The organism is Streptomyces sp. BI87, assembly GCF_025957665.1.
Lineage (GTDB): Bacteria > Actinomycetota > Actinomycetes > Streptomycetales > Streptomycetaceae > Streptomyces > Streptomyces albidoflavus.
Genome location: NZ_CP110079.1, coordinates 3,659,445 through 3,671,768 on the forward strand (window position 1 = coordinate 3,659,445; position 12,324 = coordinate 3,671,768).

Consider the following 12,324-nt stretch of genomic DNA (forward strand, 5'->3'; position numbering starts at 1 on the left):
TGGGCTCCTACGGGGCGGGCTCGGAGGCAGGGGTCAGCGGGATCGTGGCGGTGAGGACCGCGCCCTCGCCCGGGGTGGATTCGATGGCGAGGGTGCCGCCGAGCTGGCGCAGGCGGGCGCGGATGGCGGGGAGGCCGTGGCCGCGCAGGGGGTCGGGGCGGCTCAGCGGGTCGGGGTCGCCGAGGGGGTCCGGGCCGCCCAGCGGGTCGCGCGTACCGCCGGGCTCGGGGGTCGGGAAGCCCCGCCCGTCGTCGGCCACGTCGAGGGCGACCGTGTCGTCCAGGCACGTCAGGGTGAGGGCCGCGGTCCGGGCGCCGGAGTGTTCGCGGACGTTGGCCAGGGCGCCCTGGGCGGTGCGGAGGAGGGCGGAGGCGGCCTGGTCGGGGAGGTGGGTGTCGGGGCCCTCGGCGTGGAAGCGGACGGTGAGGCCGTCGCGGGACTCGCGTGCGGCCAGGGTGGCGAGGGCCTGGGCGAGCCCGGCGCCCTCGGCGAGGTCGGCGGGGGCGAGGTCGTGGACGAGGCGGCGGGCCTCGGTGAGGCCGTGGGCGGCGATGGAGGCGGCGGTGCGGAGGTGGGTACGGGCCGCTTCGGGGTCGGTGTCCCACTGGCGGTCGGCTGCCTGGAGCAGCATGTTCTGGCTGGACAGGCCCTGGGCGAGGGAGTCGTGGATCTCGCGGGAGAGGCGCTGGCGTTCGGCGAGGGTGCCCTCGCGGCGTTCGGTGGCGGCGAGTTCGCGGCGGGTGCGGACCAGGTCGTCGATGAGGTGCTGGCGGCGGGTGGCCTCGCGGGTCAGGTAGACGAAGACGCCGGTGGCGAGGGCGGCGACGACCGGGGGGAGGAGGAGGTGGTTGGGGTCGAAGCCGTCGGCGAGGCGGAGTTCGGCGAGGACGACGAGGGTCGCGAGAGCGGTGACCAGGGCGACGGCCGAGTGGGTGGGGAGGAGGCGCAGCGCGGTGTGGATCAGAGGGACGGCGCACCAGGCGAAGCTCGGCGCCAGCAGCACGATCACCACCCAGCAGGCGACGACCACGGCCAGGCGTACGCGTCCGGCGCGACGGCTCCCGGGCCGCGCCTGCCCGGCCACCTGCACCACGGCGAGGACCACGCTGAGCCCGACGATCCAGGGCAGCCGCTCACTGTCGCCGTGCTTGAGGACGTAGCGGAGCAGGGCGCCGGCGAGGAGGACGACGAAGGCGGTGGTGAGGAGGGCGGAGAGCCAGCGGTCGTCGCGGGTCTGGGCGCCGGGGGCGAAGGCGCCGGAGGCGGGGGCACCGGGGGAGGGCGGTGGCTGGAGGTCGTCGTCGGGGTGGCGCATGGGGTGGGGCCTGGCCTTCGGTGGTGCGCGGGCGGGGGTGGGGGCGTTCCGTGCGGTACGGGGTCCCGCGGGCCCGGGTTCGGCGGACCCGTCCTGCCCGCGTGAGCCGGGGCTTCCCGCATCATCGCCCCCGGCCCGGCGGGGCGCATCAGCCGATCGGCTGACCCGCGTGTCGCCCGTCCGGCAGGCCGGTCCGAGCCGGGCGGAGGACGGGTGGCGGCACGCCCCGGAACCAGGATGGAAGCAGGCCGGCGGCCCGGAGACCGGGAGACCCGGCGGCCCGACAGGGTCCCCCCAGCGAACACGTCACGGGCCCCGGCCGACAGCCACCCCCCCCACCTTCCCTTCCCTTCCGTACCGGCCCGTGCGGCCGCCCACCCGAGGAGTCCCCATGTCCTTCTCCACCGCCTTCCGCTCCACCCGCACCCGCGTGCTCACCGGCTCGGCCGTCGTCGTCGCGCTCGGTGCCGGGGTCTTCGGCACCGTCTCCGCCAGCGCGGACACCGCTCCGGCGGCGAAGCCCGCCGCGGTCCAGGCCGCCGCCGACGCCTCCGGGCGTCACGTCACGCAGACCTCGCACCTGACGATCGCCGCCGCCACCAAGGCGGCGCAGGCCGCTCTCGACGCGGCGGGGAAGGAGAAGCAGAAGGTGTCGGTGGCCGTGGTCGACCGGGATGGGCGTCCCCTGGTGACGCTGCGCGGGGACGGCGCGGGGCCGCAGTCGTACGAGGCGGCGCAGGAGAAGGCGTTCACCGCCGTGTCCTGGAACGCGCCCACCTCCGAGCTGGTCAAGCGGCTCGACAGCGCGCCCACGCTCAAGGACATCCCCGGCACCCTCTTCCTCGCGGGCGGCGCCCCCGTCACCGTGAAGGGCGCCCCGGTCGCGGGCATCGGCGTGGCGGGCGCCCCCAGCGGTGACCTGGACGAGAAGTTCGCCAAGGCCGGTGTCACCGCCCTCTTTCGCTGACCGGAAGAGCGGGAGCAACGGGGCCGGAGGAGGTCAGGCCGTGTCGCGGCAGGAGCAGAAGAAGGCTGAGGCCCGGCTGATCGAGGCGGCCGAGGCGGGTGACGCCGAGGGCGTGAAGGCGGCCCTGGCGGCGGGCGCGCGGACCGAGGTGAGTGACGCCTCGGGGCGTACCCCGCTGCTGCTCGCCTCGCTCGGTGACCATGTCGCGGCGGCCCGGGTGCTGGTCGAGGCCGGGGCCGATCCGGACGCGCAGGACGACCGGGACGACAGTGCCTGGCTGGTCACCGGGGTCACCGGCAGCGTCGAGATGATGCGGACGCTGCTGCCGGCCGAGCCGGACCAGACCCTGCGGAACCGGTTCGGCGGTACCGCGCTCATCCCGGCCGCCGAGCGCGGGCACGTGCCGTACATCCGGGCCGCGTTGCGGGAGGCGTCGATGGAGGTGGACCACGTCAACGGCCTGGGGTGGACCGCGCTCCTGGAGGCGGTGATCCTCGGCGACGGGGGACCGGACCACGAGGAGACCGTCCGGCTGCTGCTCGCCGCCGGGGCCACCCCGGACCTCGCCGACCGGGACGGCGTCACCCCGCGCGAGCACGCCGAGCGGCGCGGCTTCGACCGGATGGCGGAGCTGCTGCGGAAGGCGGAGGCCGAGGGGTGAGCCCCTGGTGAGCCCCCGCGGCTGAGGCGGGGCGGCGGTGGTCAGTCCAGGACCGCCGTCGCCTCCACCTCGACCAGGTGCTCGGGCACGTCCAGCGCGGCGACGCCCACCAGCGTGCCGGGCGCGGCCGGGGTCTCTCCCAGCCGCGCTGCGGCGCGGGCGACCCCGTCCAGGAAGTGCGGCATCTTGTCGGGCGTCCAGTCGACGACGTACACGGTGAGCTTCGCGATGTCCGCGAAGGTGCCGCCGGCGGCGGTGAGGGCGGTGTGGACGTTGAGGTAGCAGCGTTCGACCTGGGCGGCGAGGTCGCCCGCGCCGACCGTGGCGCCGTCCGCGTCCCAGGCGACCTGCCCGGCGACGAAGACCAGCCGTGACCCGGTCGCCACGGCCACCTGCCGGTAGGCACCGACCTTCGGCAGTCCCTCGGGGTCCACCAGGGTGATCGCCATGCTGTCGTCTCCTTGTCGTCGTACGTCCGCGTGAGCGTGAGGGTGAGGGTGATGAGCATGGTGAGCAGGCGCGAAGGCCGGGCGCCCCACGGGTCACTTGTGGTTACCCGGGAACCGTAGGAGAGTCGCCGCTGACAAGGAAGAACGCACTTTTCGGTGACGGGGGAACCTGATGGTGACCAAGCAGCTCAGCGGCACACCCGAGGACGCGGACCTGAGCCGCGCCGACTCCCTGGCGCGCGAGATCTTCTCGGAGGTCGCCAACAAGTGGGCGCTGCTGATCATCGACGCGCTCGGTGAGTCCACCGTGCGGTTCAGCGAGATCCGCGACCGGGTCGAGGGCATCAGCCACAAGATGCTCACCCAGAACCTGCGCATGCTGGAACGGAACGGCCTGGTGGAGCGTTACGTGCACCCGACTGTTCCGCCCCGCGTCGACTACACCCTCACCGAACCGGGTCTGGCCCTGCGCGAGACGACCCACCTGATGTGCGACTGGACGCAGCGGTACCTCGGGCACATCGAAGGAGCGCGGGGGCGATTCGCGGGGTGACGGTCAGCCGAGCAGGCCGAGCGCGTCCAGGGAGGTCCCGGAGGCCCACTGCTGCAACTGCCGCCCGTCGACAAGGTGGTCGCCGCCCGGCCGGGAGGCCCATTCAATCTCGGCGGGGCTGTACGTGCCCATGCTGATCACGACGCGGATCACCCGGTCGTCGGCGGGGCCGCCGGGCTGGCGCAGGGTGGCCGGGCCGCCCGGGGGTTCGGCCGCGCCGGGGCCGCCGTCGACCGGGCGGAACGAGACGTCGAGGCGCCGGTCGCGGCGGTCGCGCGCGTAGAGGCGGGGGCGGCCGTCGTCGGGCATGGGCAGGACGTGCCAGCCGTCGCGGCGCAGGATGCGTTCGGCGGCGACGGCGAGTCCGTGGTCGTCGAGGACGGCGAGTTCGGCGGGGGTGTAGCGGCCGCCGCGCCGGCGGACCACCGCGCGCCGCCAGGGGACGCCGATCAGGGTGGTGGCGGCGAGGAGGAGGGCGCCCACGAGCAGGGCGCCGAGTCCGTAGTCCCGGTAGAGCCAGGCGAGGCCGACGACGGGGCCGGCGGTGACGAGGACCATGCCGACGAAGCCGGGGAGTATGTCGCGCAGTCCGGGACCGGCGCGGCCCTGGGAGCGCAGCTCGGCGACGGTCTGGCGGCGTTGCGAGCGGCGCGAGGGGGTCGGGGGCCGGTTGTCCTGCTGCCGCTGCTCGGTCACCGCCGACTCCCCCTCGCCCGGCGTGCGCCGCCTCTCCGGCAGGCGAACCGTTTCGCCTGCGCGCCCCACCCTCGCACGCGGCCTCCGCCCCTGCCCGCCCGGGAGTACCCGGCGGGCGTACCCGGCGGGCGCGCCGACCGGGCGTCGGCCGACGGGACCTAACCCCGCGTCACCCGCAGGAACACCCGCCACGCCCGGTCCGAGACCCGTACCGTCCCCCGGCCCGGGTCCTTGCTGTCACGTATCGGAACCAGGCCGGGCAGGTCGTCGCGGACCTCGACGCAGTCCCCACCCTGCGTGTTGCTGTAGCTGCTCTTGCGCCACGGACCGGCGACGCCGTCGGGAGACGCGAGTGACACCGTAGGAGCCCTCCAACACGTTGCGGATCATGGCTGCGGACGCATGGGGTGAGAGCGCCTGGGCGTGAAGCTGATCGAATGCTAGCCCGTAGCCCGCGGCCGCCTCGGGGTCGTCGATCAGCTCTCCGGAGTGGGAACTTTCCAGGTAGGCGACGTCCGGGCGGCGGTCGAAGCTGAGGACGGTGACCGAGCCGCCGAGCGCCGGGTGCACGCCGGCGGAGAAGGGCAGCACCTGGAGCGAGACCCGCTCCGTCTCCTCCATGTGCAGCAGGTACGTCAGCTGCTCCCGCATCACTTCCGGCGACCCGATCGGCCTGCGCAGCACGGACTCGTCGAGGATCGCCCAGAAGTACGGCGGGGACTCCCCGGTGAGCAGCCGCCGCCGCTCCAGCCTGGCGCGTACCAGGCTCTCCAGGGCGCCGCCGACGCTGGGGCGGGCCGCGGTCAGCAGGGCGCGGACGTAGCTCTCGGTCTGGAGCAGGCCCGGCACGGTGGCGGCCATGTACTTGCGCATCCGGGTGGCGCGCTGCTCGAACCGCATGAAGGCGCGCGACCAGTCCGGGTACGGGGTGCGCTCGATGTGGGCCCAGAGCGCGAGGAGTTCGCCGTCGGCGTCGAGTGCCTGGTCGAGGAGGTGGCAGACCGTCTGGCTGGGGGTCTCGCGGCCGAGTTCCATCTGCGCGAGGCGCCCCTGCGAGGTCGCGCCCTTCGCGGCCAGCTCCGTCTGGCTCCAGCCCTTCGCTTTCCGCAGTCTGCGGATGCGCGCGCCGAGCAGCGCCGCGAGCGAGGCGGTGGGGTCCACGGACTTCGGCGCTGGCATCTGCCCCCCGGTCTGGGTAATCAGGAACGCGATTGATTACCGGATTGTCCCTACTTTCGCCACGCTCTGGGCACAAGTTCTCTTGACCGGACGTCCGGTCGGGCGGGCGCCTCAGAGGGCGTCCGCGGCGCCACCCGCACACCCCCGTTCGCGACCCGACAGAGGCCAGACGCCGAGGAGAGTGCACGATGACGATGACGCCTTTCGCCCTCCAGTACGCCCGTCCGCAGGCCGGCGAGCCGACGGCGCCCTACGCCTTCGACCAGGCCGAACAGGTCAACGTCCTGGCCGGTGGCGGGTACGCGGCCGAGGACACCGCGCTCCTCGCCCGGCTCGGCTCCACCGCCTCCACGGCCGGGAGCAAGACCCACTGGGACGACTGAGCGATGACCGTCCTCGTCCTGACCTGCGAGGAGGACGTCACCGCCGACGCGGTCGTGCTCCAGCTGCGCAGACGCGGCGTCCCGGTCCTCCGGTTCGACCCGGCGGACTTCCCCGGCCGCGCCGACCTGGCCGTCCGCGTCACCCCGGACGGCCAGGTCACCGGCCATCTCGCCACCCCGGGCGGGCGCGTCGCCCTGGAGGAGATCCGCTCGGTGTGGGTGCGACGCCCGGGCACACCGGGGGCGCACGTCTCTGCCGAGCAGCGCGCGTGGATCACCCTGGAGTGTGAACGCGCCCTCTGGGGTGCCCTGCGCGCCACCGGCGCACGCTGGATGAACGATCCGGACGCGCTGGAGCGCTCGCGTCACAAACTCTGGCAGCTGGCCACCGCCGCCCGCGCCGGGCTGCGCGTCCCGGACACCCTCGTCACCACCGACCCCGACGAGGCGGCGCGCTTCCAGAAGGGGTACGCGGACGCCGGGAGCGGGCTCGTCGTCAAGTCGGTGTCCGGCCGTCACCCGCAGAATCCGCCGCTCACCCTGCCCACCGCCGCCGTCCCGCCCGATGCCGACTTCACCGGCGTCGCGGCCTGCGCCACCTGCCTCCAGCAGCGCGTTCCCAAACGCACCGACCTGCGGCTCACCGTCGTCGGCGACCGGTACTTCCCGGCGTACGTCACCCCGCGCACGCCCACCCTCGACTGGCGTTTCCTCCCCGCCGACGCCAGCACCTGGGTGGCCGGAGAGGTGGACGGCGCCCTGCGCGCCGCCGTGCGCCGCTACCTCCAGGAAGCCCAACTTGCCTATGCGGCCTTTGACTTCGCCATCGACGAGCGGGGTGACCCGTGGTTCCTGGAGGCGAACGCGGGCGGTCAGTTCCTCTTCGCCGAGATCGAGACGGGTATGCCCATGACAGAGGCGATAGCCGCCTGGCTGGCAATCCGACGGGAGTGAGTGATGGCGGGACGACTGCCGGACGAGCGCGAGTACCCTGCGCCCATGGGTTACTTCGACGACCTGTCCCCCGAGCGGACGTGGACGCCCCGCGTCTGCACCCTCTGCTGGGAGCCGTCCCGCCCGCTGGCCCTGATGTTCCCGGTCAAGTCCGTCCACTTCTGGCGGGTCACCGACGAAGAGGGCACCAAGCAGAAGCTCCGCCACGAGTCCCAGCAGTGGTTCGCCTGCGACCGCTGCAAGGAGTACGTGGTGGAGCACCGCTGGGACGAACTGGCCGCCGAACTCGGACACCCCGACGGTTACTTCGAACCGCTCGCCGAAGCCTGCCTCAACACCGGGTGGAGCTTCCGCAAGGGCGGCCGGACGGGAGAGCCCTCCGCCTGATCAGGGCCGGGCTCAGCCCGCCTTCGTGTAGGTCAGGGATTCCCCGGTCACGTCGTTGACGCGGGTCAGGCGGCCGTCGCCGTGCAGGGTGAGGGTGGTGGCCTCGCCCGAGCTGCACGAGGTCATCGGCTCGCCGACCACCACCCGGGACGGGCCGACCCGCACCGGGCCACGGGAGTTCGGCACCTCGCTCAGCTGGGCCTGGAAGACGCAGCGGTACGAACTGGCGCTGCCCTTGAGCGGCCCGGTCGCGGTGAGCGAGAGGACGGTGTCGCCCACCTCGCCCTGCTGGAGGACGAGGCGGCGCTCGTCGGCGGTGCCGATGGTGGTGGTCCAGGTGCCCAGGAAGGCGGCGGGGACGGTGTCCCCGTCGCCTTCGGCGTCCCCTTCGTCGTCGTCCTCGTCGCCGGACGGCGTGCCCTCGGCCGGGGTCGGGTCGCCGTTCGGGGTGCCGGAGCCGCCCGGGTCGGCGGTGGCGGTGGGGGAGGGCTGCTTCGGGTCGTTGGCGAGGTCGGCGCCGTCGTCCCCGTTGAGGTAGGCGTACACCCCGGCGCCCGCGCCGAGGGCGACGATCACTGCGACGACCAGCAGGAGGACCGTCGGGGTCCGGTCCCGCGCGGGCGCCGGGAGCGGGGCCGGGCCGTACGGCGGGGTGGGCGCCAGCCCCGGGTGCTGGTGGGGCTGGGGGTAGCCGTAGGCGGGGTGGGGCTGGCCGTAGGCGTGGGCCGGGGGAGCAGGAGTGGCCTGGGGCTGGGCCGGCGGGGGCGGGGGCGCCGGGTTCGCGTGGGGATGGGCCGTGGGCTGGGGCGGGGGTGGCGGGGTGGTGCCGACGACGACCGTGGGGAGGTGGCTGACACCGCCGGGCGGGGGTGTGCCGGGGGCGCCCGGGTCCGGCGGGGTGGGGGCGGACTCCGGGGCCGGAGCCGGAGCCGGAGCGGGCGGGGTCGCCGGGGTGGCGGGAGGGCTCGGCGTGCCGGCGGGCGTACCGGCCTCGGCCGGTGCGGAGGCGCTGGGTCCGGCGGGGGCGGCTGCTTCGGCGGCGGGGCCGTTCTCCGGGTCCTCCCGGTCGAGGAGGCGGACCGCGTGGCGGCCGAGCTGGGCGACGAGGCCGCCGGGGAGCCAGGGGTCGAGGGCCTTGCCGTCGCTGACGGTGTCGTCGGCGCCGGTCAGGGCGAGCAGGCGGTCCGGGGTGGGGCGGTCCTCGGGGTTCTTGGCGAGGCAGGCGCCGATGAGGTCCTGGAGGTTCTCGGGGACGTCCGCGAGGTTGGGGGGCTCCTGGGCGATGCGGTACATCAGGGCGTGGACGCCGCTGTTGGCGGTGCCGAAGGGGAGGGCGCCGGTGGCCGCGTAGGCGAGGACCGAGCCGAGGCAGAAGACGTCGGCGGCCGGCGTGACCCGGTCGCCGCGCACCTGCTCGGGGGCCATGAACCCCGGCGAGCCGACCACGGCGCCGGTCCGGGTCAGGGCGGCCTCGGCGGTGGTCTCCAGGGCGCGGGCGATGCCGAAGTCGATGACGCGCGGGCCGTCGATGGTGAGCAGGACGTTGGAGGGCTTGAGGTCGCGGTGGATGAGGCCCGCCGCGTGGATGTCCTTCAGCGCGTGGGCGAGGCCGGCGCCCAGGATGCGGACGGAGCGCTCGGGCAGCGGTCCGTGGTGCGAGGCGACCACCGACTGGAGCGAGGGGCCCGCGACGTACCCGGTGGCCAGCCACGGCACCTCGGCCTCGGTGTCGGCGTCGAGCACGGGGGCCGTCCAGGCGCCGCCGACCCGCCGCGCCGCCGCGACCTCCTTGCGGAACCGGTCGCGGAACTCGGCCCGTTCGGCCAGCTCACGCCGGACCAGTTTCACCGCGACGGTGCGCCCCCGTTCGGAGCGCGCCAGATAGACCTGTCCCATGCCGCCCGCGCCGAGGCGGGCCTGGAGGCGGTACGCCCCTATCTGCTGCGGGTCCCCCGGACCGAGCTGTTCCATCGCGGCGCCGCCTCCCCCGTAACACGCGTCTGCCACTGGTCCGGAGGATAGTCGGCGGGCGTGCGCCCGTGCCCCGGACCGCCACCCTTCGTATCCGGACCGGAACGAAAGGTGCACCCCGGCCGATGGGAGAGGCCGGGGCCAATTCCCTTGCCCAGGGGGTCGTGTGGCGGCATGATCACGCGGTGATCAGCATCTTCGTCCTCGCGGCCGCCGGTATCGGTGTGGCCTCCATAGCCTCCCGGGTGCGTCGTTCCCGGGAGCGGGCGGCGTTCGACCCCGCCCTGCACGGCCTGGTGCCCCGTGCCCAGCTCGACCCGGACCGGGCCGGGCCCCCGCGGACCGACCCCGACCACGACGCCTTCGTCGAGGCCGTCCTCGGCGCCCGCCGGGGGGAGTGGAAGCAGGCCGCCGCCTACGTCGAGGCGGCCGGGCAGGACTGGGACGAACGCTGGTCGCGCGTCGAACTCCTCCAGGAACTCGCCCAGGAGGACGACGACTGGCTCAAGCGGTGGCGCAAGGCCCACCCGGAGAGCGGCGACGCGGCCACCGTCCGCGCCGGGCTGATGGTCCACCGGGCCTGGGCGATCCGGGGCAGCGCCTACGCCCACAAGGTCTCCCAGGCCAACATGGACACCTTCCAGCGGATGCTCCCCGACGCCATGAAGGCCGCCCACGAGGCGTCCGAACTCGCCCCCGCCGACCCCGGCCCCTGGGTCGTGATGCTGACGGCCGCCCGCGCCCTCAACTACGACCACGGCCAGTTCTCCCGCCTCTTCGCGGGACTCCAGACCCGCGCCCCCTACCACTGGGCGGGCCACCTCCAGGCCCTCCAGTACTGGTGCGCCAAGTGGCACGGCTCCGACGAGCTGATGTACGACTTCGCCAAGCGGGCCCTGGCCGCCGCCCCGCCCGGCTCCGTCCTCCCCGGCGTCTACCTGTACGCGCTGGACGAGGACGGGCAACGGTCCGGCCGGCGCCGCATGGGGACCGAGCCGGCGGACAAGGGGCTGTTGTTGACGGTGGCGCGGGCCCTCGCCACCGTCCCCGAGACCGACCCGCGCCTGCCCGGCCTGCGCCACCTCCTCGCGTACCACCTGATGCGGTGCGAGATGTACGAGGCCGCGCTGCCGGTGTTCCGCGCGATCGGGCCCTGGTGCGGGGCCTCGCCCTGGCGCAAGGGGGACCAGGACCCGGTGGACGCCTTCGACGAGGCGCGGACCACGGCCGCGCTCAAGGTGGCCAAAGGACGAGGCTGATGCCGGGGGCGGCCCGGGCGCCCTCCCCGCCCCGGCCGCCCCGTGGGGGCCGCCACCCGACAACCTGTCGCCCCCGCCTCCCGCCACCAGACACACCGCCCATTGCCCCGGCCGCCTTCCACGCTCTTAGCCTGTGGGCATGACCCCTCAGTCCAGCCAGCACGGCTCCCCCCTTCCGGGGCTCCCCGAGCCCGACCCGCAGACCGGCGCCGCCGTCAAGGCCGCCGACCGGGCGCATGTGTTCCACTCGTGGTCCGCGCAGGACCTGATCGACCCGCTCGCCGTGGCCGGCGCTCAGGGGTCGTACTTCTGGGACTACGAAGGCAACCGCTTCCTCGACTTCTCCAGCGGCCTGGTCTTCACCAACATCGGCTACCAGCACCCGAAGGTGGTCGCGGCGATCCAGGAGCAGGCGGGCAAACTCGCTACCTTCGCCCCGGCCTTCGCCGTCGAGGCCCGCTCCGAGGCGGCCCGGCTGATCGCCGAGCGGACCCCGGGCGACCTCGACAAGATCTTCTTCACCAACGGCGGCGCCGAGGCCGTCGAGAACGCCGTGCGGATGGCGCGCGTCCACACCGGCCGCCCCAAGGTGCTGAGCGCCTACCGCTCGTACCACGGCTCCACCGCCGCCGCGATCAACCTCACCGGCGACCCGCGCCGCTGGGCCTCTGACAACGGCAGCGCCGGCGTCGTCCGCTTCTGGGCGCCGTTCCTGTACCGCACGCCCTTCTACGCGGAGAACGAGGCGCAGGAGTGCGAGCGCGCCCTCGCCCACCTGGAATCCACCATCGCCTACGAGGGCCCGCAGGCCATCGCCGCGATCATCCTGGAGACCATCCCCGGCACCGCGGGCATCATGGCCCCGCCGCCCGGCTACCTCCAGGGCGTCCGCGAGATCTGCGACCGGTACGGGATCGTCTTCATCCTCGACGAGGTCATGGCCGGGTTCGGCCGCGCCGGCACCTGGTTCGCCGCCGACCTCTACGACGTGGTGCCCGACCTGATGACCTTCGCCAAGGGCGTCAACTCCGGGTACGTGCCGCTCGGCGGCGTCGCCATCAGCGGCAAGATCGCCGAGACCTTCGCCAAGCGGCCCTACCCGGGCGGCCTCACCTACTCCGGTCACCCGCTGGCCTGCGCCGCCGCCGTCGCCACGCTCCAGGTGATGGAGGAGGAGGGCGTGGTCGAGAACGCCGCCCGGCTCGGCGCCGAGGTGGTCGAGCCGGAGCTGCGCCGCCTCGCCGAACGCCACCCGAGCGTCGGCGAGGTCCGGGGCGTCGGCATGTTCTGGGCGCTCGACCTGGTCAAGGACCGCGAGACGCACGAGCCGCTGGTGCCGTACAACGCCACCGGTGAGGCCAACGCGCCGATGGCCGCCTTCGGCGCCGCCGCCAAGAAGCGCGGGCTGTGGCCCTTCATCAACATGAACCGGACCCACGTGGTGCCGCCGTGCACCGTCACCGAGGAGGAGCTGAAGGAGGGCTTCGCCGCCCTCGACGAGGCGCTGACCGTCGCCGACGAGCACACGGTCTGAGGGCCACGGCCCGGCC

At 74.4% G+C, this 12,324-nt stretch carries 14 protein-coding genes; 8 read left to right on the forward strand and 6 right to left on the reverse strand.

The annotated features are described in order from the left end of the window. Positions 1-7: 7 nt before the first annotated feature. Entirely contained in the window at positions 8-1,315 is a 1,308-nt protein-coding gene (locus OIM89_RS16125) for a sensor histidine kinase (protein WP_175458335.1), read from the reverse strand. A 391-nt stretch (positions 1,316-1,706) separates the two neighbouring features. Here OIM89_RS16125 and OIM89_RS16130 point away from each other — a divergent pair, with 391 nt between their 5' ends. Both OIM89_RS16130 and OIM89_RS16135 read left to right on the forward strand, forming a co-directional pair. Beyond that, entirely contained in the window at positions 1,707-2,282 is a 576-nt protein-coding gene (locus tag OIM89_RS16130; RefSeq protein ID WP_030700149.1) for a GlcG/HbpS family heme-binding protein, read from the forward strand. A gap of 40 nt (positions 2,283-2,322) precedes the next feature. Continuing rightward, positions 2,323-2,943 (forward strand): ankyrin repeat domain-containing protein, encoded by a 621-nt coding sequence (locus tag OIM89_RS16135; protein WP_195730786.1) that lies wholly within the window; start codon positions 2,323-2,325, stop codon positions 2,941-2,943. A gap of 41 nt (positions 2,944-2,984) precedes the next feature. Here the strand turns inward: OIM89_RS16135 and OIM89_RS16140 are convergent, their stop codons facing one another. Beyond that, positions 2,985-3,392, reverse strand: a complete 408-nt coding sequence (locus tag OIM89_RS16140; RefSeq protein ID WP_030700147.1) for a RidA family protein — start codon at positions 3,390-3,392, stop codon at positions 2,985-2,987. A gap of 172 nt (positions 3,393-3,564) precedes the next feature. Here OIM89_RS16140 and OIM89_RS16145 point away from each other — a divergent pair, with 172 nt between their 5' ends. Continuing rightward, positions 3,565-3,945 (forward strand): winged helix-turn-helix transcriptional regulator, encoded by a 381-nt coding sequence (locus OIM89_RS16145; RefSeq protein ID WP_030700146.1) that lies wholly within the window; start codon positions 3,565-3,567, stop codon positions 3,943-3,945. 3 nt (positions 3,946-3,948) lie between these two features. Here OIM89_RS16145 and OIM89_RS16150 read toward each other — a convergent pair whose 3' ends face one another. From OIM89_RS16150 to OIM89_RS16160, 3 genes are all read right to left on the reverse strand, one after another. Next, the gene (locus OIM89_RS16150) at positions 3,949-4,641 is read right to left on the reverse strand and encodes a hypothetical protein (protein WP_047470489.1); all 693 of its coding nucleotides are present in this window, start codon (positions 4,639-4,641) and stop codon (positions 3,949-3,951) included. 158 nt (positions 4,642-4,799) lie between these two features. Continuing rightward, entirely contained in the window at positions 4,800-4,904 is a 105-nt protein-coding gene (locus tag OIM89_RS29870; protein WP_234479791.1) for a DUF397 domain-containing protein, read from the reverse strand. After that, positions 4,879-5,820 (reverse strand): helix-turn-helix domain-containing protein, encoded by a 942-nt coding sequence (locus tag OIM89_RS16160; RefSeq protein WP_030700144.1) that lies wholly within the window; start codon positions 5,818-5,820, stop codon positions 4,879-4,881. The genes OIM89_RS29870 and OIM89_RS16160 overlap by 26 nt, the downstream gene beginning before the upstream one ends. A gap of 194 nt (positions 5,821-6,014) precedes the next feature. On the opposite strand from OIM89_RS16160, the gene OIM89_RS16165 reads away from it, so the two are divergent. From OIM89_RS16165 to OIM89_RS16175, 3 genes are read left to right on the forward strand one after another with little or no spacing between them, the layout of a single operon-like run. After that, entirely contained in the window at positions 6,015-6,203 is a 189-nt protein-coding gene (locus OIM89_RS16165) for a hypothetical protein (RefSeq protein ID WP_030700143.1), read from the forward strand. Positions 6,204-6,206: 3 nt separating this feature from the next. Further along, positions 6,207-7,157 (forward strand): MvdC/MvdD family ATP grasp protein, encoded by a 951-nt coding sequence (locus OIM89_RS16170; protein ID WP_047470486.1) that lies wholly within the window; start codon positions 6,207-6,209, stop codon positions 7,155-7,157. Between the two features lie 45 nt (positions 7,158-7,202). Next, positions 7,203-7,544 (forward strand): hypothetical protein, encoded by a 342-nt coding sequence (locus tag OIM89_RS16175; RefSeq protein ID WP_165398031.1) that lies wholly within the window; start codon positions 7,203-7,205, stop codon positions 7,542-7,544. Between the two features lie 12 nt (positions 7,545-7,556). Here OIM89_RS16175 and OIM89_RS16180 read toward each other — a convergent pair whose 3' ends face one another. Further along, on the reverse strand, positions 7,557-9,515 hold the full coding sequence (locus OIM89_RS16180) for a serine/threonine-protein kinase (protein ID WP_264491379.1): 1,959 nt from the start codon (positions 9,513-9,515) through the stop codon (positions 7,557-7,559). 185 nt (positions 9,516-9,700) lie between these two features. On the opposite strand from OIM89_RS16180, the gene OIM89_RS16185 reads away from it, so the two are divergent. Together OIM89_RS16185 and OIM89_RS16190 are read left to right on the forward strand one after the other, a co-directional pair. Beyond that, a complete protein-coding gene (locus OIM89_RS16185) occupies positions 9,701-10,774 on the forward strand; it encodes a DUF4034 domain-containing protein (protein WP_195730789.1) in 1,074 nt (357 codons plus the stop codon). 139 nt (positions 10,775-10,913) lie between these two features. Beyond that, a complete protein-coding gene (locus OIM89_RS16190; protein WP_264491380.1) occupies positions 10,914-12,308 on the forward strand; it encodes an aspartate aminotransferase family protein in 1,395 nt (464 codons plus the stop codon). The last annotated feature ends 16 nt before the right edge of the window (positions 12,309-12,324 follow it).

Coding starts and splice junctions, on each gene's coding strand:
- OIM89_RS16125 (WP_175458335.1), bottom strand. CDS start 1,315: ATGCGCCACCCCGACGACGACCTCCAGCCACCGCCCTCCCCCGGTGCC.
- OIM89_RS16130 (WP_030700149.1), top strand. CDS start 1,707: ATGTCCTTCTCCACCGCCTTCCGCTCCACCCGCACCCGCGTGCTCACC.
- OIM89_RS16140 (WP_030700147.1), bottom strand. CDS start 3,392: ATGGCGATCACCCTGGTGGACCCCGAGGGACTGCCGAAGGTCGGTGCC.
- OIM89_RS16145 (WP_030700146.1), top strand. CDS start 3,565: ATGGTGACCAAGCAGCTCAGCGGCACACCCGAGGACGCGGACCTGAGC.
- OIM89_RS16160 (WP_030700144.1), bottom strand. CDS start 5,820: ATGCCAGCGCCGAAGTCCGTGGACCCCACCGCCTCGCTCGCGGCGCTG.
- OIM89_RS16165 (WP_030700143.1), top strand. CDS start 6,015: ATGACGCCTTTCGCCCTCCAGTACGCCCGTCCGCAGGCCGGCGAGCCG.
- OIM89_RS16170 (WP_047470486.1), top strand. CDS start 6,207: ATGACCGTCCTCGTCCTGACCTGCGAGGAGGACGTCACCGCCGACGCG.
- OIM89_RS16175 (WP_165398031.1), top strand. CDS start 7,203: ATGGGTTACTTCGACGACCTGTCCCCCGAGCGGACGTGGACGCCCCGC.
- OIM89_RS16180 (WP_264491379.1), bottom strand. CDS start 9,515: ATGGAACAGCTCGGTCCGGGGGACCCGCAGCAGATAGGGGCGTACCGC.
- OIM89_RS16190 (WP_264491380.1), top strand. CDS start 10,914: ATGACCCCTCAGTCCAGCCAGCACGGCTCCCCCCTTCCGGGGCTCCCC.